We start from the raw sequence: 20,942 nt of genomic DNA, 5'->3' as shown, positions 1-20,942 counted from the left end.
GGAGATTTAGCGGGGGCTAGTTGAACTATTTTATTAATTTTGCCGCATGGATTTTATTATTGATGCCACCGTTAAAGCCGTTAAACACTTATATCAAACAACGATTACGCCTGCCGAAGTTAGTTTGCAGGAGACCCGTAAAGAGTTTGAGGGCCAGGTTACCATAGTTACTTTTCCGTTCACCAAATTTTCGCGCAAGTCGCCTGAGCAAACCGGCACCGAGATTGGTGAATACCTTAAAAATGAATTAACGGAGGTATCTGGATTTAACGTAATAAAAGGATTTTTAAATATTTCAATATCTAATGCTTATTGGCTTGAACAGCTTTATAAAGTAATTACCGCTGCTGATTTTGCGGTTTTTAAACCTAATGGTAAAAAGGTGATGGTTGAGTACTCGTCGCCAAATACCAATAAACCATTGCATCTGGGCCACGTGCGTAATAACCTGCTGGGTTATTCGGTAGCGCAAATACTATCTGCTGCGGGCTATGAAGTTATTAAAACCAATCTGGTGAATGACCGTGGTATACATATCTGTAAATCAATGCTGGCCTGGCAAAAGTTTGGTAATGGCGAAACGCCGGAGTCGACCGGCGAAAAAGGTGATCACCTGGTAGGTAAATACTATGTGGTATTTGATAAGGAATACAAAAAGCAGATAGAGGAGTTAAAAGCAGCCGGCCAGACAGAAGAGGAGGCAAAAAAGAATGCCCCACTAATTAAAGAAGCCCAGGAAATGCTGTTACAGTGGGAAGCCGGCAATGATGCTGTAATTGACCTTTGGCAAACCATGAACGGCTGGGTATACGAGGGCTTTGCCAAAACCTATGAGAAAATGGGCGTCGCTTTTGATAAATATTACTATGAGTCAAATACCTATTTATTAGGAAAAGATATTGTTGACGAGGGACTGGCCGGCGGGGTCTTCTTTAAAAAGGCTGATGGTTCTGTCTGGATAGATCTTACTGCGGATGGCCTGGATGAGAAACTGGTATTACGTGCCGATGGCACCTCGGTTTATATCACCCAGGATATGGGTACCGCGCAGCTTAAGTATGACGAATTTAAAATGGACGAGTCTATTTACGTGGTAGGCAATGAGCAGGATTATCATTTTAAAGTGTTGTTTCTGATCCTGCAGAAACTGGGCAAAACCTGGGCCAGGGGATTGTTCCATTTATCATACGGAATGGTCGATCTGCCATCGGGCAAAATGAAGTCACGCGAGGGCACGGTGGTTGACGCGGATGACCTGATTGCCGAGATGGAAAGCACCGCCAGGAAGGTTACTGAAGAATTAGGTAAGATCAATGATTTCAGCGAAGAGGAAAAAGTTAAGTTATACCATACTATAGGCATGGGCGCCCTGAAATATTTCCTGTTGAAGGTTGATCCAAAAAAGCGGCTATTGTTTGACCCCAATGAATCGGTTGATTTTCAGGGACATACCGGCCCGTTTATTCAGTATACCCATGCCCGTATTAAATCTGTATTAAGCCGCGCCACCATAACCAACCTTAATGCAGAACCCCGAGAACTGGCGGCGGGCGAGCGCGATCTGATAGTTGTTTTAACCCAATTTCCGGAGGTTATTAATCAGGCGGCAATAGCGTTTAATCCGGGTGCCGTTGCTAATTATATTTATGAAGTAGCCAAGGCTTATAATAAGTTTTACCATGAGCATTCCATATTACAGGCCGAAGATGAGCTGATAAAGCAATTCAGGCTGCAACTTTCGGCAGCGTCAGCCAGGGTGATAAGCAAAGGCATGAATCTGCTGGGGATCGAAGTTCCTGAACGAATGTAAGCCTGCACCTCGTAAGATAAATTTGAAGCTGCCGTTAGGTGGCTTTTTTTGTTTATTGAAAACTTCTTTTAAAACCAGTAGTTCTAAAGGAAGATATTTCATAACAATATGGCACCTAAAATTCCGAAAAAACAAAATAGACAACCGGGCATTGAAGCCAGGATGGACCCCCGGCCTGAATATATAAAAGCAACTTATAAAGCTGCAGGAAAGCTAATGGGTAAAGCGGCACTTATTACAGGTGGCGATAGTGGCATAGGCCGTGCTGTAAGCGTGCATTTTGCCAGAGAAGGGGCAGATGTTGCCATAGTTTATTTAGACGAAGATGTAGACGCGTTAGAGACCCAGCAGATTGTCCAATCATACGGCCGCAAATGCCTGCTGATAAAAGGCGACGTTAAAAAAGGCGCTTTTTGTAAAAAAGCAGTTCGGCAGGTCGTAAAGGAGCTTGGTAAGATAAATATTTTGGTCAACAATGCCGGGATGCAGGTACCGCAAAAAAATCCGAAGGATATTGATGATAAGCAGTTAGAGGAGACCTTTCGCACAAACATCTTTGCTTATTTCTATTTCGTTAATGAGGCTCTTGTCTATATGAAAGCTGGGGACACAATTATTAACACAACCTCGGTTACTGCTTACAGATCTTCGCCTAATTTAATAGATTATTCATCAACCAAGGGAGCTATCACCTCATTTACGCGTTCGTTAGCAACTAATCTTACGGATAAAAATATTCGCGTTAATGCAGTGGCCCCGGGGCCTGTTTGGACGCCGTTGATCGTATCAACGTTTGATAAAAAGAAAATCAAGGATTTCGGATCAGAAACGGCTATGGGCAGGGCAGGGCAACCATCTGAACTGGGGCCGGCCTATGTTTTCCTTGCTTCTGATGACGCTTCATTTATAACCGGGCAGGTTATACACGTTAACGGCGGCGAAGTAGTTAACGGTTAACCATGGCGGCTAGTTTTTATTGTAAAGCGGATATTTAAAAAGTTTCGGTATAAGACACGCCTATACAAAAACTGGCTCAATTGTTGTGTTTCTGGTATGAGGTTACGTATTTGGTTGAAATAATAGTAATATGGAAAAGAGACTTTTACAAAGGCAGCAATTAGAATCAGCATTCTATTATGCTGACGAACGTGAGAAGTATAAAAAAATAAAAACCAATTTGTTGTTGGTTATAGCAATTGTAACTCTATGCATTAGTATGCGGTTAAGTCCAAAAATTCCTAATTCAACATCAAATGAAAGCACAAAACAACGATATTTTGATGTGCCGTCCCGGCAAATGCTTTCTAACTTCAGTTATACCCGAGTAGCATAATACTTGGTTAAGCCAGATCATATTGCGAATGGCCAATAATATATCCATTTGTATCCCGATTAAATCAGGTTTTGTAATAAATTCTGCATTCTGATATTTTATACAACACTGTCATCTTATTTATACAGACGTTTTTATTATGTTTGCCACAAACATCTTTAAATATTATGAATATAAAACCAACATTAATACTGGCATTAATACTGACCATAAGTGTGTTTGCCGCTAACGCGCAAAATAATCCGAGGCACGAAGATACAGAAGTATATGAACCCGTACCCAAAGTTGTAACACCGGGAAAGACCAATAGTGACGCACCATCAGACGCTATAATTTTATTTGACGGTAAAGATCTGAGCCAATGGACGATGACAGATCAGCGCGGTACACCCGCCAGCTGGATAGTTGCAGGTGGTATATTAACGGTGAATAAACATAGTGGTAATATAGAAACGGTAAAATCATTTGGAAGTTATCAATTGCATGTTGAGTGGCGGATACCTGCAAATATCACTGGTAGTGATCAGGCCCGTGGCAATAGCGGCGTTTTCCTGGCATCATTAGGAAAAGGCGATGCCGGATATGAGTTACAAGTACTGGATTCTTATAAAAATAAAACCTATGTTAACGGACAGGCAGGTAGCATTTATAAACAATTTATTCCGTTGGTTAACGCAAGCAAGCCACCAGGCGAATGGCAAAGCTATGATATAGTGTGGACTGCGCCGACATTTAATGAGGATGGCACAGTTAAAACCCCGGCGAGGGCTACCGTGTTTCATAACGGTGTGTTAGTTCAAAATAATGTATCATTATTGGGTCCGACACAATATATAGGTACGGCATCTTATAATAATGCCAAACATGGCCCTGCGCCGATAAAATTACAGGCACACGGAGATAGAAGTGAACCGATAAGCTACAGGAATATTTGGTTAAGAGAGCTTTAGCGGCTTTTATCAATGCAGTTTAAGCGTCAGGATAATTACTATTGTATTTATCCTGACGCTTTTTTTTGTTAAATTTCATCATATAAATAATGAAAATATTTTTATTTAATCGAAACATTATTATGTAAAATATTGTTGCATTATTAACGATTTAGTATTTTTAGAGTAACTATTTGATTAAATAAAGCGTGAAGAAACTTCCCCTGGTTTTCTGTTTTCTTGTTTTCGGATGTTCGGCATCAAAGCAGGTTATTGACAACACAGCCGTGTATAATAAACATCCACAGCCATATCACGTATTTTCAGTAGGAAAGTGGAACACGGAGTATGTTGTTTTAACACTCATCGACGCGAAACAAGAATTTTTTACTGTAAAAACAAATTATACCTCTTTGGCGAAAAAAGGAGCCGTTTATATACCCTGAAATAATAAACTGTCATTGATAAGTATGAGGTTATTCATAACTTAGCAATTCCTGGCTTTGGTGCCGGTTGCTATAAAATAATCTAAAGAATATCATGATAAAAGACTTAAACTCATTGAATCAGGTTGCCGAGTTTCATACTACGTTTAAACATCCCATTCTTCCCCAGCCAACCATTCCATCAAAAGAGCGTTGTAAATTAAGGGTTGAGCTTTTAGCCGAAGAGCTGAAAGAGCTACAACAGGCTATTGATGACGACAATCTTATTGAAATTGCTGATGCACTGTGTGATCTGCAATATGTATTGTCAGGTGCTGTTTTAGAGTTTGGACTAGGCGAGAAATTTAAGGAGCTTTTTGATGAAGTTCACCGCTCAAACATGAGCAAGGCTTGCAAAACCGTTGACGAAGCAAATGATACAATAGCCCACTATAAGGGAAAAGACAATACGGACTCTTATCATAAAGAGATTGACGGATTATTCCTTGTTTACAGAACACTTGATAATAAGACGCTGAAATCAATTAACTACTCGCCTGCAGATTTGGGGAAAATATTAGGGTAATTAAATGCTCGATATACTTTACCGGGATGAATATCTGATAGCTATTAACAAACCACATGGTTTGTTGGTTCACCGCTCAGCTATAGCGGCCGATGCTGGAGAGTTTGCCCTGCAATTACTTAGAGACCAGGTCGGTTTTAAAGTTAATCCGGTTCATCGTTTAGACAGGGCAACCGGTGGTATATTGTTGTTTGCCTTGAATAAAGAGGTTGAAATAACAATGCAGCAACAGTTCTCTGATAACCAGGTTCAAAAAAACTATCTGGCCATTGTGAGGGGATATACTGCGGATGCCGAAGAAATAGATTATCCGCTGCGTAAAGAAAACGGCACTTTGCAGGATGCTTTTACAGCTTATAAAACACTTAATTACGCCGATCTGCCGGTACCATTTGGTAAGCACGAAACATCAAGATATTCCCTGATAGATGTTAAGCCGACTACCGGGCGCATGCACCAGATTCGCAAGCATTTAAGCCACGTTAATCATCCCATAATTGGCGATACAACTCACGGATGTAACAAACAAAATAAACTGTTCAGAGAAAAATGGGACATGACCACTTTATTGCTGCATGCATCCAGGTTAATATTCAATCATCCGGTAGACAATAGTAATATTACTATCATGGCTCCCGTTAATCACGAATTTAACAGAGTGATGGATTTGATGAATTGGTAATTATCCAAACAAACAGATTATTTTTTTGTAGTAAACACATGACAGATCCTATAAATTATACCATTTATATAGATGGGGAAGAACATAATATCACCATTACCCCCGTGAACCAAAATATACCGGGCGGGGATATTTACGTTACCGGTGTGTTTAGGTTAACAGAGGGTAATGTGGGTATGGGTGATATTATATTTGATGATAATATGAACCAGTGGGAATATACCGGTATGGGCGATTTCACCCACCAGAGCGCTGCCGAGATAGCGGGGTTTATACAGGCAAAAAACGCCTTGTCTGCAAGCTTTTGAGTTGTGGTATACAATTAGTTGTATAGTTATTGTAGCTAATTATTTCTAGTTTTATCTTTATAGAAGATTATTAATAGCTGAAATTTTTAAATGGACGAAATAGAAAACTACGCCGAAAAAATTCACGAACAAAGTAATGAACACGCCCATCATATTCTGTCTGAAGGTAAAGACCGGTGGGTGCTGTTTGTAGCGCTTTCTACAGCATTAATTGCCGTACTAGCTGCCATAACCGGTTTGCTGGCGGGCGAACATGCCGATGAAGCCATGTTAGCCCAAATCCGTGCTTCAGATCAATGGGCGTTTTACCAGGCAAAGGGCATCAAAACCGAAACGTTGAATCAAACCAGTAAAATATTATCGGCATTTGGGAAACCTGTAATAGCTGCAGACGAAGAAAAAATAAAACAGAATAAACAAGAGCAGGCGGCAATAAAAGAAAAAGCCGAAGATTTCCAAAAAGAATCAGACCTGCATGTAGTTAAACATAGCGTTTTTGCACGCGGCATTACTTTGTTTCAAATCTCGATAGCGATAGGTGCTATATCTATTATTATTAAACGAAAAAGTTTATGGCTGGTAAGTATAGGATTTGCTTTAATAGGCATTTTCTTTTTGACCCAGGGGATCTGGTTTTAATCAAACGGGTATTATGAAAAATATCGGAAGTTTTTGTGTTATAATTTGCACGGTTTTTATTGGGTTTTCTGCCTATGGCCAGCTCAAAGAAAATGAAAAAATAAAACTGATCACACTTGATCCCGGTCATTTCCATGCCGCGCTGGTGCAAAAAACAACCTTGCCCGATATTGAACCGGATGTATATGTATATGCGCCCAAGGGCCCTGATGTTAAATCGCATCTTGATAAAATTGATGCTTATAATTTTCGTAAGACCGACCCAACGCACTGGAGCGAAATAGTTTATACCGGCGATGACTTTTTTAATAAAATGATTGCCGAGAAAAAAGGCAACGTGGTAGTTATGGCTGGTAATAACCAAAAGAAAACCGAGTATATCAAAAAATCAATTGATGCAGGCTTTAATGTTTTGGGTGATAAGCCAATGGCTATTGACAATGAACATTTTGAAATGCTCAGGAACGCATTTGCAGTGGCCGCTAAGAAAAAGCTGGTGCTATATGATATCATGACCGAGCGTTATGAAATAACAAATACTTTACAGCGCGAGTTCGCACTATTGCCCGAAGTGTTTGGCCAGTTAAAAAAAGGTACACCGCAGCAACCTGCGGTTGAGATGGAGAGCGTACACTATTTTTATAAATATGTATCAGGTAGTGTATTGAGCCGGCCCGCCTGGTTTTTTGATGTAAAACAACAAGGCGAGGGTTTGCAGGACGTTGGTGTACATTTAGTTGATCTTACCCAATGGGAATGTTTCCCCGAAAAAGTCATCAATTATAAAAAAGATATCCAGTTTACAAGTGCAAAAAGATGGCCTTCTTATATCAATCTCAGTCAGTTTAAAGCAATCACCAAACTGGATGGCTTCCCGGCGTTTTTAAAAGACAATATCGTTAAAGACACTATTTTAAAAGTATACGCTAACGGATCTGTTAATTATAAACTGTTTGGCACTAACATAAAACTTACCGCTAAATGGGCCTACGCTGCACCCGATGGAAGCGGCGATAGCCACAATTCAGCGCTGCATGGTACTAAGGCAGATTTGTATATAAAGCAGGGCGCTGCAGAGAAATATGCTCCTGTTTTATACATCCAACCGCTAAATAATGAAAGCACAACTTATGAAAAACAGCTGTTTGAAAACTTAAAGGCCATACAGGGTAAATATCCGGGCGTTAAACTTAAAAGGAATGATAAAGGTTGGGAAGTTATAATCCCCGAGAAATATAAAGACGGACATGAGGCGCATTTTGGCCGTGTGACAGAAAAATATCTTAATTACCTGCGCGAAGGCGATATGCCGGAATGGGAGGTGCCAAACATGATTGCCAAGTACTATACAACTACTACCGCGTTAACGCTGGCTAAGCGTAAGCACTAAAATTTGTAATACCTAAAGGATTATATAATCAAAGTTATCCATCAATCTTAGTTCGGACAATTACCCGTATCTTTGCGCCATGATAAAAAAAGCGCTTGAAAACCTTAAGATCACTGCATTGAACGAAATGCAAAACGCGGCGCTTAGTGCCGATCCTAAAAGTGATCTGATCTTGCTTTCGCCCACAGGCTCGGGCAAAACACTGGGTTTTTTATTACCGGTGCTTAAATTATTGCATCGCGATATTAACCTGGTGCAGGTTTTAATATTGGTGCCATCGCGCGAGTTGGCCTTGCAAATAGAACAGGTTTTCAAAACAATAGGCAGTGGCTTTAAAGTTAATTGTTGTTACGGTGGCCATTCTACCAAAATAGAGAAGAATAATCTTTCGCAGCCACCGGCGGTTCTTATAGGAACGCCCGGCCGTATCGCTTATCATCTGCGCCATGAAAACTTTAACCCGGAGGCAATTCATACACTGGTTTTAGACGAATTTGATAAGTCGCTGGAGTTTGGTTTCCAAACAGATATGACTGTAATTATCCGGCAGTTGGCACATTTGGGCAGGCGGATTTTAACATCAGCCACCCGCATGGATGAAATACCCGATTTTACAGGAGTGACCAACCCGGTTGAACTAAATTATCTTAACAATAAATCCAATACACCCGATATTAAATTAAAAGCAGTTATTGCTGATGCCGCTGATAAACTGGATACTTTGTTTTCGCTGATCTGCAAAATCGGTAACAAGGCCACGCTGGTTTTTTGTAACCATCGCGAGGCTGTTGATCGAATTAGTGATTTACTTTGGGACCGCGGGATTATTCATGACATATTTCATGGCGGGATGGAACAGGACGACCGGGAGCGGGCATTGTTGAAATTCAGGAACGGTAGTCACCGTTTGTTGATCACTACTGACCTGGCATCGCGCGGGCTGGATATCCCCGAGATTGAATACATTATTCACTATCAGCTACCGCATAATGAAGAGGCGTTTACGCATCGTAATGGCCGTACCGCACGTATGCACGCTAAAGGAACTGCTTATTTGATATTAAACGAAGAGGAGAAGCAGGACTATCTGAAACAAAAACCTGAAATAGAAGAATTACCCGAAAAACTGTCTTTACCTGAAATTACACCATGGGCCACTTTGTATATCGCCGCAGGTAAAAAAGATAAGGTGAACAAAGTAGATATCGTTGGGTTATTACTAAAGAAAGGAGCGTTGCCCAAAGAGGATCTTGGTTTGATTGAAGTATTGGATAATACCTCATACGCCGCGGTAAAACGCACCCAAATAGAACAGCTGGTGGAGCGCGTTAAAGGTGAGAAGATTAAAAATAAAAAAGTAAAGATCGAAATATCAAGATAAGAATATATGAGCAATAATGATATAATGAAAAAGCTTAGGGTAGCTATGAAGTTTACAGATGACGATATTGTGAAGGTGTTGGAACTAGCTAATTTCAGGATCACCAAAACGGAGCTGGGGGCGATATTCAGGGCAGAAGATCATCCCAATTTTAAACCATGTGGTGATCAGATACTCCGGAATTTTTTAAACGGATTGATTATTTATAAACGCGGACCAAAGCCTTAATGACTCTCGTGCACTGATCCTTGTATAATCCGGGCCTTGCCACTTTTAATCATCTGTTTCATTTCCGCCGAAAATTCCTCGCGCCCGCCAAAATCCTGCACCCAGTAGGTGTCTGTTACCCATATTCCAACTTCTTTAAAGTCAGGGTTCATTAAGTTTCGGCAATGGCCTTCGCTGTTGATCCAGCCGGTCATTACTTCTGCTATAGTGGGCTGGCCCTGCGCTATGTTTTCGCCCACTGTAAAACTCTTAAAACCAAAATGATCATAACCGGCATTTTCCGCCCGTGCCATAGCGTCGCGCCCGTCTTTACTAACATGACTAAAATATCTTCGTGACGCCATGTCCTGTGCGTGTCCCTTTGCTGCTTTCTCTAACTTATCATTCCACATCAATGGTGGGGCGGGGGGCATATAATTTGTGCCGCAGATACAGCCATTTGCGCGCGTGCGGTTAATTACCCTTAAGAATTCCTTTTTGAACTTATTACTACCCGGCGATTGGCCAAATACAACTGATGTTACAAACGTTAATACAATGGTTATTGATAAAATAACATTTCTCATGCTTATTGGACAGTTATTAAGATAGTAAGTTTAATGGGTACGTCTGCGCCGTCTTCTCCGTCTCCGGTAAAAGGATATGGTAACTGCTACCAGGCTGATCAGCCCGATGGTAATTATTAATATTATAATGAGGCTATCCTTCTGGAGTAGTTTGCTTTGTAAGGTTTCCTGCTGGCTTGAAAAACTTTTTTTTTCGCCTGCAGCGTATCCCGGGTCTTAGCCACCAGCTTTTCTTCGTCTTTTAACAGGCTATCCTCGATAAAGTCATGTCTTTTTGCAGCGATATCTGCTTTGGTATAATTCTTTAGATGGGTATATAACAGAACATAGCTTTCCTGTACGTTTGATTCCACTTTGGGATAATGATTAGCTTTTGATAATGTGAGCGCTTCATTAAGATCACGCATTGCAAGGGTGTAATCCTTTATTTCCATTTTTATGTTAGCCAATACAATGAGTGATTCCAATATGTTGGGAACATCCTTTTTAAGGCGTGATAAGGTGTTTGATTGTAGTATAAACCATTTTGCCTGTGGATATTTTCGTTGCGAGCGATATACCTTGGCAAGGCTGTTAAAGCAGGTACGCAGGCCGGTAGTATCGTTCATGCCTGAATACAAATGCAACGCCAGGTAACTGTAATTTAAAGCCTGGGCCTGATAAAATTTTCTGGTTCTGCTATCCAGTTTGTCATATTTTAAATATTCGGCAGCCAGTTGCGTATACAAAGCCGATTTCAAAGTATCGTTTGATGAGAGCTGCAATTGCTGTTTCAAACTGTCTATAAGTGTAGCGTGAACAGCCGACTGAAGTAATGTACTATCAGTCACAGCATAAGCGGAAGACTTTAGTCCGTATAATGATATAATGATAAGTATAATAAGTTTCTTCATATAAATCCGCCTTTACACAGCTGTTCAACAGTATTCAAATAGCATGCCTATTATGCAACTGTTTGAGTTAAAGACAGATCCTATTGTGAAAAGGAATTAAATATAACCAGAAATATTTAAAACACGAAATTTATAGTATACAAAACAGTACACTATCAGGCGGGTTATTTTATAATGGCTTCGTATTTATCCAGTAACCGGGTTAAAAAGGGCACTTTGGTAAATAATAAGTTAAACAAATTAATTCCGACTATGGCGGTTATAATTCCGGCTAATACATCTAATACATAATGGTGGCTGGTGTAAATAGCTGTAAGCCATATGCCTACCATAACCGTACCTAAAACAACTTTCATAAAGCCTAAATGATTTCTGAAAGCATAGTAAATAACAATAACCGGGTAAGCAGAATGCAGCGAAGGCATTGCTGCAAATACATTTGATCCTTTTTGATAAAGAGAATGAAAAAGCTGAATATCAAAGTAGCTGTCAAACCGTGACAAGCCTCCCGTGTTACCGGGTGTTGCGGCGTTAAAAACAAAGCCATGTTCCTGTATATACCACGGCGGCGCGGCGGGGAAGGCGTAGTAGATAATAAATCCTATAAGATTAGCCAGCAGAAATGTTGTTGCGAAAGATAAAAATTCGCGCCTGTCTTTAAAAAACAAATAAGTTGCAAAGCCCAGCGGCACCGGGATCCAACAGATATAAAACAAACCGGCTATTACGTCTAAAAATGTTGTGGAGTTAACTTTCCAATATTCATTGGGGGTTAACAGGTGCCCGTTGTAATTGATACCGAAAAGATGCTTCTCTAAATTATACAGATCAGCAATATGTACCGTATTAACATTATAGTTGGGCACAGCCTTCATGTAATCAAATATGATCCAATAAACGATGAAAACCGAAAAGCCCAGTATAAATTTGCGGGTAATAGCCGATGCATAAAACAGGGTGTTAAAAATAACCAATAACACTACCTGGTCTGATTTAAACCCTACGACCCAGGAAGAGAGCAGTAAATAAGCAACCGATAGAAATGAAACAATCAGGATTGATCTGGTATTGACTACCGAACCCTGGTTAACAGCACCACTCATTCTTATTTTTTTTCAAAGTCTGAGCGGAAGATCTTATCCCATAATGGCGAGCTCACACCATAACCCTTGTCAGGGCTTTGATAGTGATGCAACATATGGTGTTGCTTTATCTTTTTCCAGATATTTCCTTTAAAGTTAAAGTGATGGATGGCGTAGTGAGATATATCATAAAACAGATATCCTAATATAAACCCCGGGAAAAACCCAAAAACATAGTTAACGGGTAAGATAGCGTCAAACAGAAAATAAAACAGGGTTGCTAGCGGGATACTTACCGATGGGGGCAGTACCAAACGTTTGGCATCACTTGGATAATCATGATGTACACCGTGAAAAATAAAATGCAAACGTAAGCCTATTTTGTTTTTAGGTACGTAATGGAATACAAAGCGGTGCATAACATATTCAACAAACGTCCAGACAAAGAGGCCAACAATGAAAAACTCGATATAAGTAAGTATGCCAATCGCCTTAACAAATAAAGCAATATAGGTACTTGCAAGTATAACCGGTACAAAAATAAATACCGGTACCAGGAAATGAACTTTTGATAAAGCTTCCAACAGGTCGTTTTTAAACATCCTTGTTGACTCCTGTGAATTTGATATGAAATTTTTTGCCATGGTGTATCAGGGTTTAAAACGTTCTATAATTTCTCTGCCTGTTGATTGATCTGTTCCTTTTAGTTCCACATAAACAATATTGGGCAGCCAGAAAGAGCCGCCTTCAATTTTTACAAATATACGGTTAAGCACTATTTGCTTCTGTGCAATTGTTGCGAAGATATGATATTTTCCGTCGTTTGCTTTCATCAAAAGCAGTGGAAATTTTTTGTATGATACAAATCTGACATCGTATTGATCATTCGTCAGTTTTTTGGTTACCAAACCGTATGCAAATTTGCGTTGTATATAATTAAGTTCTTCTTTCTGTCCCTTCTCTGCGTTTCTGATCCAGTAAACATGTAAAGGGTTATCTTCATCAAGGCGCCCGTAAGGCGCGTTAAGCTCGTAGATCAACGTGTTGGCGTTTGATGTACGCTGCATATAAAATAACCGGCTCACACTTTCGGGTGGTGGCGGAAACTTGTCATCTTCTGCAGTTGCTGTTGTTAGAATGGGTTTGGCAATCGGCTCATCCGGTACTTTGTTTACCGGCAAATAAGAACAAAAAGTAAGTGATATTAAAAGTAATAATTTCATCAATAGGCAACGTTAATTCTTTTCTTTTTCTTCAAGGCTGGTTTTTGCATTTGTTAATCTTTTAAACGCAGTTATATTTGTTAACACAGCCAGTATGGTTATCGGAATAGTAAATATAGACATGGTTTCAAAAACGTGGTACTTTACACCCGGTACATATAGTTTATAATTCCCGCCGATATAAACCGAGCTCACACCACAAATTATGGCAAATAAGCCAATGGTTACCACGCGCTCAGGTCTCTGCATCAAACCGCCTTTTGAATCAATGCCCAGCCCCTCGGCCCGTGCACGTACATAACTTACCATCATTGAGCCTATTAAAGCTATAAAAGCAAATATCGAACTCAGAAAATAATGTTGTGCAACCAGGTAATAACAAATGCCAAAAAACATTACCAGCTCACTATACCTGTCTAAAACCGAATCATACAAAGCCCCGAAAGTCGATTTCATGTTACCCAGCCGTGCAACCTGCCCGTCAAGCATATCAAACAGGCCCGCAAATAAAATCAGGCCGCCTGCCCAGCCGATGTAGCTGAGGTCACCGCGATTTCCTTCTTCGCCCCCTATAATAAATATCGCCGCTACCCCTACATTTAGCAAAAAACCAATAGAGGTAACAGCATTCGGGGTAAGGCCCAGTTTTATTAAAACTTTTACAAAGGGGTCAATTACCTTGTAGATACCTAATTGAAGATTTGTACGTATGGATGTTTGTTGTTCCATTAACTGTTAATTATACTGCTTTATTAAAAATCAAACTTTAATCTTACACGTACGCCCAGTGGTGAAACATCCGGGTGATCCAGGTAGTTAAATCTTTTCACCAGATCAACACGTATAAATTTAAAAATGTTTTCCACACCAACACTACCCTCAATATAAGGCGTGTTACCCAAAGAGTAGGTGATGGGCTGCCCGGTACTTGTTACCGGGAACTGATATAAAGACGGATGTAACGCCGGATTGTTTTGATCACTTAACTGACCGTAAATAGCCTTAAATGATGCAACCTCACGCAGTTTTAATTTTTGCAGCAGCGGTATTTTGTTAAAGAAGAAACCCATAAAGTGCTGATCTAAATTTATAGAGGCATACCTGTCACTTACAAATTCTAAAAAGTTCATTAAGTTGTATGAATATAAATCATAAGCATAAGTTTGGTTGGCACGGAAGATGGTCAGCAACGGATAAGGTACCTGTCCAAAGGTTTTACCGCCCTCAATAACCATATCCATATATCCCAATTGTGACAGATAATTACGCCTGTCTAAACGCAGGTGTACCGTCTGGTAATTGTATGCACCGCCAAACGCACCCTTAAAGCCTTTGGTATAATCAAAATTTAACACCGGGTGTTTGCTTGGGATAGGTACCCGGTAGATTTTACCCTGGTAAAATTGCTCATCGGGTGCATATCGTAAATTAAGCGATACCTCTGAGGTGGTAAGATTATTGATAGGGCCAGTGTTGTTGATAAAATATAATGATCCGGCGGGCGACTGTGTCCACTTCTTTAAAGTAAGATTGTAGGAGAAATGGTTTTCATATTCGTGTACATAATCAAACTTATAAAAATCATTATAAAGATATTTATCATTAACCCCACGTTTAAATGACAACAAGAAATTATCCTGCTGTACGAACTGCAAAGCAGCGCCCGGTATTTTGGTATCGCGCTGAAAGCTGGCCCGTATATAATTCTGTGGGAATTTATAAATAGACTTATCGTTAATTGAATAGGTGGCACTCAAAAAGCCTTTCCATTTTTCATCCTTAAAACCGTATGCTGCATAGGTTTCAAAATAATAACGCTTGCTCAACTCAGGGGTGGTACGGCCACCCAGGCGTAATTTAAAACCTTCGATAGGGTTAAAGCTGTAAAACGTGTTTGACGGGCCTATCTCAAACGTGTTAAATGATTTATAACCCGCGAGTAACAGCGTGGCAATATCCAACGTGCGTTTAAACGAAGGCATATGCGATAAGCTGTCGATATTTTTATAGACCTTTGACTCGGCCGTGGTTAATGTATCCAACCGGTTTTGCCGCCAGAACTGTTCGCTACGGTGTTTAACTTCGTCTGACACAACGATGTCCTGGGTCCCGGATACATACGCTGTATCGGCCAGCGGCTTGTTAACCACGTAGTTTTTATAAGTAAGCGTACGGATGCCAAAGAAACCGCCTGATTTCTTTTTATTTACCCCAAAATCAGCCAGTGTGTTGCTTTTGCTCAAATGATAACGTCCATCCGGATTTTTTTCAAAATCAAGGTTAACCGTCATTGATTTTACAAAGTTAAGGTTGATGTTTTTGTTGATACCCAATTTGGCTTTCTGCACCGCATAGTTACTGTCAAGGGTGATATATATCTTACCTTCAAAAAGCATATCCTGGGTGTTGCGCGGCGTAAAGCTTAACTCAACCAGTTTCTTTTTATCCTCGGTTACAATAGTATCGGTAATAAAATATTTGTAAAAAGTAGGGCCGCCGTTAGCAATGGGGCTTAAAAAGTTATTGGTGATCAGGTTAATGCTGTTTTCATAGATATCAACCTTCCCGTACATGTACTTAAAAAACTGACCTACGCCTTCGTTATCTATCGAGCCGCCGAAATCAACATTACGCTGGCCCAGTATTATTGTTCTTTCCTTTTCAGGATGTTTACGGTAGTAGTATTGGGATATTTTTTCATCCAGGAATATCGGCAATAATGACTTACCGGGTACCGTAGTGCTGTCGCGGTTGTCTAAAACGAATTTATATTTCCTGAAAAATTTCTTTTCGGCGATTTTAGAAGATAAGTTGGCAATGGAAAATTGCATCTTATCATATTCTTTATACTCCACATAATTGTAAGCCTCGGGCCGGTTTTGCTCGCGGTGAGCGATAACCTGGCGTATCAGTTCCACAGCCGGATTGCCTTTGTTACGGTAACGCGGTTTTTTGCCGGCCCGGACATCTACTTCGGTAAGCTCGGTTTGTGCAGGCATCATCTTAATATTAACCACCTGCGATATGCCGGGTACAATATTTATAAAAACATCTTTATAACCTATAAAACTAGCTTTGATTTGTTTATAGATTTTATCAGACGAGATAGAGAAACGTCCGTCATTATTGGTAGGGGCGCCAATGGTACTACCTGCAAACCCAACGGTTACAAAGGGCATCGGCTCGCCATTTTTTGTACTACCATCTGTTACCACACCGGTAACATGGGTGGTCTGCGCAAATAATGCGGCGGTGTTAAATAATAAGAAAGCTACAAACGAAAACTTTCTGAATAAACTTTTAAGATCCATGTATTTATTAAATACAAACTTTGTCGATAATGCTCTTCCTTTAAAACTGCGGTTATTTGAAAAACAAGTTCAGATAAATCACTTTGTTGCAGGATATGCTTACAATCCAGTTTGATAACAGGGGGCAAAGGTAACTAAATCCAATAGACTTCTGTGGTCAGAAAGTCAAATAATGGGGAGAGATTAACAAAATTTAACAGGTTTTACTAAAATTTGACATTCGGCAAAATCAGCCTGATAATCACCTGTAATAATATATTGGCATATACACCAGCAAGCAGATCGTCTGCCATCACACCCCAACCGCCGGGCAGGGCTTCAAGTTTCCTGATTAACAATGGTTTTGCAATATCAAAGAATCTAAACAGAACGAAACCTGTAATAATATAAGGTATAGTTACCGGTATAAAAAGCAGGGTTAAAAACATACCTGCAACTTCATCAATTACCACACGGCCGTGGTCTTTACCCCATAGTGGTTCAACTTTATTACCGCTCCAGATGCCTAACACCGTAACAGCCAGCGTCAAGGCTATAGCGGGCGCCGCCGGGGTAGTATTATGCCAGAGTAAATACCAGCATATACAGCCAAAAAAGGCCGCTACCGTTCCAACACCCTTACCTAAGTAACCGATGCCAAAAACAGTAGCGGCCAGTTTATGAAACAACATATTATTTTGCTTCAACCAATTCTTCGTAGTAATCTAAGCCCAGGTGGGTGATCAGATCTTCGCCCATTAAGTAGCGTAACGTATTTTCCAGTTTGATCAGTTGTTTAAATATATCGTTCTCTGCAGGTAAGCCCGGTGCAGTTTGCGGTGATTTTAAGTAGAATGATAACCACTCTTGTACGCCGCTCATACCGGCCCTTTTAGCAAAATCGCTAAATAAAGCTAAGTCTAATGCAATTGGTGCAGCTAAGATAGAGTCGCGGCACAAAAAGTTAATTTTGATCTGCATTTTATAGCCTAACCAGCCAAAGATGTCAATGTTATCCCAGCTCTCTTTGTTATCACCATGCGGAGGGTAGTAGTTGATGCGTATTTTATGGAAGATATCGCCATATAACTCAGGATTATCCTCAGGTTTAAAAATATCCTCTAATACACCCAGTTTTGAAACTTCTTTAGTTTTAAAGTTATCCGGGTCATCCAGTACCAAACCGTCACGGTTACCTAAAATATTGGTCGAGAACCAGCCGTTAACACCTAATGATCTTGCAGCAAGACCGGGCGCTAAAATGGTTTTCATTAAAGTTTGGCCTGTTTTAAAGTCTTTACCGGCAATAGGTGTTTGGGTGATAGCAGCCAATTCAATAAGTGCAGGGATATCAACGGTTAGGTTTGGCGCGCCGTTAGCAAACGGTACACCTAATTTTAAAGCCGCGTAAGCATAGATCATGCTTGGCGCAATTAATTTATCGTCAGCTTTTAATCCGGCTTCAAACTTATCTAATGTGCTGTGCACGTCAGACGCTTCGTAATAAATCTCGGTTGATCCGCACCACACCAATACAACACGGTCAAGACCATTCGACGCTTTAAAATTTTGGATATCCTCCATAACCTGTTGAGCCAACTCATAACGCGTACCGGTTTTAACGTGGCTTGCAGTTAAGTTTTTAGCATAGTTTTGATCAAAAGCCGCAGTCATTGGCTTAATTTTTTCCAGCTCTTCTTTAACAGCATATAATAATCCCGGCTCAAGAACTTTGGCGTTCATTGCAGATTCATATACATTGTCCGTATATACATCCCAACCACCCCAAACGATATCGTTCAAATCAGCCAACGGCACAAAATCTTTAACTTTCGGACGACGGTTTTCTGTTCTTTTACCTAAGCGGATAGTACCCATCTGGGTAAGAGATCCTACTGGTTGTGAAATTCCTTTTTTTACCGCTTCAACTCCGGCAATTAAAGTTGTCGCTACTGCGCCTAATCCAGGCAGCAAAATACCAAGTTTACCCTCGGCAGGTTTGATGTTGCTTTTCATTATGTAATTTAAATATGTAGAATTATTGTTTGTTTAAATCCAGTTATTAGTGCGGTACCATTCAAGCGTTTCGTATAAACCATCCTCCAATGAGTACTGTGGATAAAATCCGAGGTCCTGTTTTACCGGTTCGATACTGCATGACCAGTTAACAGCAGTTAACTCATCCAGTTTTTCGAGATTCAAAATAGGGGCAGTATTTCTCAAAGAACTAACTTTTTCTGATACGAGGGCAATTAATTTTACAAAATTTACCAAAAGATGAAACTTGAACGTTTTAACCTTCAATATATTTTTCGAGAGATGGCCCAACTGATATTTATCGTAAAAATTACCATCACTTAAATTAAAGGTTTGCTTATTACCGCTATGCAGCGCCCTTATGCTTGCCTTCGCCAAATCTTTAACGTAAATAAAGCTTAATTTTTGCTCGCCACGGCCTATGTAAGCTTCCAAATGCCTGCTAACCTGTTTAAAGAAAATAAATATGCCGGTATCGCGCGGGCCGTAAACTGCGGTTGGTCTTAAGATGGTATAATTTAAATCCCCGATTGCCTTTAATTTTTTTTCGGCCAGCAATTTGCTGCTTCCGTAGGCGGTAATAGGATCGGGCGGGGTATCCGCGGTGATTATTCCGTCTAAAGCCTTAAGTGGCCCAACTGCGGCCAGGCTGCTTATCAGCACAAATTTTTTTAGCTGGCTTCCCAATTCTAGCCCCGCCTGCGCAAGGTTTGCCGTATATTCTGCATTAACGCGGTCATATTCGGCCGCCGACCGCGCACGGGTAATGCCGGCTGCGTGTATAATATAGTCGTATTGTTTTTCCAGCAGATCTTTTTTTAATGACGTTATATCTGTGTAATCCGGATAAACATATTCAATAGCCAGGTCTTTCAGATGGTCAATTTTACTATTGTTTCTAACCGCGGCAAACACTTCAAGGTTATTATGTAATGCTTCAATAATCAGATGGTAACCAACAAAGCCACTGGCCCCTGTTATCAAAACCTTTTCTTTCATATGGCTTTTTCGTAGATGCGGTATGTTTTGTAAGGATCGCCTTTGATAGCCTCGATAGCTTTGTTTATCATCACATTGTTTTCAAGCGTCCAGCCGGCGTCAGCTTTTAAATAGCCTTTGCGCTTGTATTCTTTTATAATGGTGCCATACAGGCAAGCCTCAATCCCCAGTTTCCGGTAACCTTCAATTACGCCAAGCGCATATATCCTTATGCCGGTTATCCTGCTTTTGTTAAATAGCAGTTTAAATATACCGGTAGGCAGTAAGCGGCCTTTTTTAATGGTTTTAAAGATCTCATTATAATCCGGCAGCGCAATGCCAAAGCCTACTATTTTACCTTCCTGCTCGGCAATCAAACAAAAATCAGGGTCGAGTATCAGTTTCAGGTCCTTGGCCAAATAATCAAACTCTTCATCATTTAACGGTACAAAGCCCGTGTTTTGATCCCAGGCCTTGTTATAAACTTCGCGCAGGTTAATGGTTTCCTGTTTAAAGTTTTTCAGGTCCACCTTACGGATAATAATATTACTGCGTTTTAACCGCTCCTGCAAAGCATCCAATAGCTTAACCGACCTGTCATCATAAGCCTGACCCTGCCAGTTCCAGCCAATCAGGTCAATCTGTTTATCGAAGCCCCAGTTTTCTATCAGGCTGGCATAATAAGGGTAATTGTAAGTAAACATTAATACCGGCGGCGTATCAAATCCTTTGATCAGTAATCCGCAGGCTTCGTTGGTTGAGAAGTTAACCGGGCCGATAAATTTTTCGGTCACGCCTTTTTCTCTTAGCCAGTTTGCGGCAGTTTCAAAAAGCAGGTTGGCTGTTTCCCGGTCATTAACGCAATCAAAAAAACCAAAGAATCCATCATTAACCTGATTATACTCGTTATGGCTGTTATTTAATATGGCGGCAATACGGCCAACTATTTTATCACCCTCATAAGCTAAAAATCCCTGCAGTTTGTTGTGTTTATGGAAAGGATGCTTGGTTAACAGGTCTCTTTGCGCTATAAATAACTCAGGAACGTAGTTGGGGTCATCCTGGTAAAGATCATGTGGAAAATCAATAAATGCTGTAAGTTCTTTTTTCGAATTTACCGGAATTATCTTTTTCATGTAGCTGGCAGGAATTATGGATTATA

Annotated in this window: 22 protein-coding genes; 11 read left to right on the top strand and 11 right to left on the bottom strand. The window is 40.3% G+C overall.

All coding sequences use genetic code 11. The features are described 5' to 3' along the window. The first annotated feature begins 46 nt into the window (after positions 1 to 46). The 11 genes from argS to LJ658_RS14905 all read left to right on the top strand — a co-directional run bounded on the left by argS (position 47) and on the right by LJ658_RS14905 (position 9,711). Entirely contained in the window at positions 47 to 1,810 is a 1,764-nt protein-coding gene (argS, locus tag LJ658_RS14955; protein WP_230547331.1) for an arginine--tRNA ligase, read from the top strand. 108 nt (positions 1,811 to 1,918) lie between these two features. Then, positions 1,919 to 2,767: an SDR family oxidoreductase gene (locus tag LJ658_RS14950; protein ID WP_230547330.1), complete on the top strand. Its 849-nt coding sequence runs from the start codon at positions 1,919 to 1,921 to the stop codon at positions 2,765 to 2,767. A 130-nt stretch (positions 2,768 to 2,897) separates the two neighbouring features. Beyond that, complete coding sequence (locus LJ658_RS14945) at positions 2,898 to 3,143, top strand: hypothetical protein (protein WP_230547329.1); 246 nt, start codon at positions 2,898 to 2,900, stop codon at positions 3,141 to 3,143. Positions 3,144 to 3,310: 167 nt separating this feature from the next. Then, positions 3,311 to 4,093, top strand: a complete 783-nt coding sequence (locus LJ658_RS14940; RefSeq protein ID WP_230547328.1) for a DUF1080 domain-containing protein — start codon at positions 3,311 to 3,313, stop codon at positions 4,091 to 4,093. A 519-nt stretch (positions 4,094 to 4,612) separates the two neighbouring features. Next, positions 4,613 to 5,083, top strand: a complete 471-nt coding sequence (locus tag LJ658_RS14935; protein ID WP_230547327.1) for a nucleoside triphosphate pyrophosphohydrolase family protein — start codon at positions 4,613 to 4,615, stop codon at positions 5,081 to 5,083. Between the two features lie 4 nt (positions 5,084 to 5,087). Then, complete coding sequence (locus LJ658_RS14930) at positions 5,088 to 5,765, top strand: pseudouridine synthase (RefSeq protein WP_230547326.1); 678 nt, start codon at positions 5,088 to 5,090, stop codon at positions 5,763 to 5,765. Positions 5,766 to 5,803: 38 nt separating this feature from the next. Continuing rightward, a complete protein-coding gene (locus LJ658_RS14925) occupies positions 5,804 to 6,073 on the top strand; it encodes a hypothetical protein (protein WP_230547325.1) in 270 nt (89 codons plus the stop codon). Between the two features lie 90 nt (positions 6,074 to 6,163). Next, on the top strand, positions 6,164 to 6,712 hold the full coding sequence (locus LJ658_RS14920) for a DUF4337 domain-containing protein (RefSeq protein ID WP_230547324.1): 549 nt from the start codon (positions 6,164 to 6,166) through the stop codon (positions 6,710 to 6,712). Positions 6,713 to 6,725: 13 nt separating this feature from the next. Beyond that, a complete protein-coding gene (locus tag LJ658_RS14915; RefSeq protein ID WP_230547323.1) occupies positions 6,726 to 8,102 on the top strand; it encodes a putative oxidoreductase C-terminal domain-containing protein in 1,377 nt (458 codons plus the stop codon). A gap of 79 nt (positions 8,103 to 8,181) precedes the next feature. Continuing rightward, positions 8,182 to 9,483: a DEAD/DEAH box helicase gene (locus LJ658_RS14910; protein WP_230547322.1), complete on the top strand. Its 1,302-nt coding sequence runs from the start codon at positions 8,182 to 8,184 to the stop codon at positions 9,481 to 9,483. 24 nt (positions 9,484 to 9,507) lie between these two features. After that, complete coding sequence (locus LJ658_RS14905; protein ID WP_230547321.1) at positions 9,508 to 9,711, top strand: DUF1456 family protein; 204 nt, start codon at positions 9,508 to 9,510, stop codon at positions 9,709 to 9,711. Here the strand turns inward: LJ658_RS14905 and LJ658_RS14900 are convergent. The 11 genes from LJ658_RS14900 to LJ658_RS14850 form a co-directional block, all read right to left on the bottom strand. Further along, positions 9,708 to 10,277, bottom strand: a complete 570-nt coding sequence (locus tag LJ658_RS14900) for a CAP domain-containing protein (RefSeq protein ID WP_230547320.1) — start codon at positions 10,275 to 10,277, stop codon at positions 9,708 to 9,710. The two genes, LJ658_RS14905 and LJ658_RS14900, sit on opposite strands and share 4 nt — an antisense overlap. A 122-nt stretch (positions 10,278 to 10,399) precedes the next feature. Continuing rightward, a complete protein-coding gene (locus LJ658_RS14895; RefSeq protein WP_230547319.1) occupies positions 10,400 to 11,170 on the bottom strand; it encodes a hypothetical protein in 771 nt (256 codons plus the stop codon). A gap of 164 nt (positions 11,171 to 11,334) precedes the next feature. After that, positions 11,335 to 12,273, bottom strand: coding sequence for a phosphatase PAP2 family protein (locus tag LJ658_RS14890; RefSeq protein ID WP_230547318.1), 939 nt, complete (start codon positions 12,271 to 12,273; stop codon positions 11,335 to 11,337). 2 nt (positions 12,274 to 12,275) lie between these two features. After that, positions 12,276 to 12,896 carry a sterol desaturase family protein gene (locus LJ658_RS14885; RefSeq protein ID WP_230547317.1) on the bottom strand — a complete coding sequence of 207 codons (621 nt, stop codon included), beginning with the start codon at positions 12,894 to 12,896 and terminating at the stop codon, positions 12,276 to 12,278. Between the two features lie 6 nt (positions 12,897 to 12,902). After that, positions 12,903 to 13,475 (bottom strand): DUF4833 domain-containing protein, encoded by a 573-nt coding sequence (locus LJ658_RS14880; RefSeq protein ID WP_230547316.1) that lies wholly within the window; start codon positions 13,473 to 13,475, stop codon positions 12,903 to 12,905. A gap of 12 nt (positions 13,476 to 13,487) precedes the next feature. Next, the gene (locus LJ658_RS14875) at positions 13,488 to 14,204 is read right to left on the bottom strand and encodes a CDP-alcohol phosphatidyltransferase family protein (protein ID WP_230547315.1); all 717 of its coding nucleotides are present in this window, start codon (positions 14,202 to 14,204) and stop codon (positions 13,488 to 13,490) included. 23 nt (positions 14,205 to 14,227) lie between these two features. Continuing rightward, positions 14,228 to 16,786, bottom strand: a complete 2,559-nt coding sequence (locus LJ658_RS14870) for a DUF5686 and carboxypeptidase-like regulatory domain-containing protein (RefSeq protein ID WP_230547314.1) — start codon at positions 16,784 to 16,786, stop codon at positions 14,228 to 14,230. Between the two features lie 206 nt (positions 16,787 to 16,992). Further along, positions 16,993 to 17,457 carry a phosphatidylglycerophosphatase A gene (locus LJ658_RS14865; RefSeq protein WP_230547313.1) on the bottom strand — a complete coding sequence of 155 codons (465 nt, stop codon included), beginning with the start codon at positions 17,455 to 17,457 and terminating at the stop codon, positions 16,993 to 16,995. A 1-nt stretch (position 17,458) separates the two neighbouring features. After that, the gene (locus LJ658_RS14860) at positions 17,459 to 18,781 is read right to left on the bottom strand and encodes an inositol-3-phosphate synthase (RefSeq protein ID WP_230547312.1); all 1,323 of its coding nucleotides are present in this window, start codon (positions 18,779 to 18,781) and stop codon (positions 17,459 to 17,461) included. Positions 18,782 to 18,814: 33 nt separating this feature from the next. Continuing rightward, positions 18,815 to 19,801: an NAD(P)-dependent oxidoreductase gene (locus tag LJ658_RS14855; protein WP_230547311.1), complete on the bottom strand. Its 987-nt coding sequence runs from the start codon at positions 19,799 to 19,801 to the stop codon at positions 18,815 to 18,817. Further along, the gene (locus LJ658_RS14850; RefSeq protein WP_230547310.1) at positions 19,798 to 20,916 is read right to left on the bottom strand and encodes a GNAT family N-acetyltransferase; all 1,119 of its coding nucleotides are present in this window, start codon (positions 20,914 to 20,916) and stop codon (positions 19,798 to 19,800) included. The genes LJ658_RS14855 and LJ658_RS14850 overlap by 4 nt, the downstream gene beginning before the upstream one ends. Positions 20,917 to 20,942 lie beyond the last annotated feature (26 nt).

It is taken from the genome of Mucilaginibacter sp. UR6-11, from assembly GCF_020880695.1.
Lineage (GTDB): Bacteria > Bacteroidota > Bacteroidia > Sphingobacteriales > Sphingobacteriaceae > Mucilaginibacter.
The sequence above is the reverse complement of the archived record's forward strand: the minus strand, read 5'-3'. Positions and strand labels throughout refer to the sequence as shown.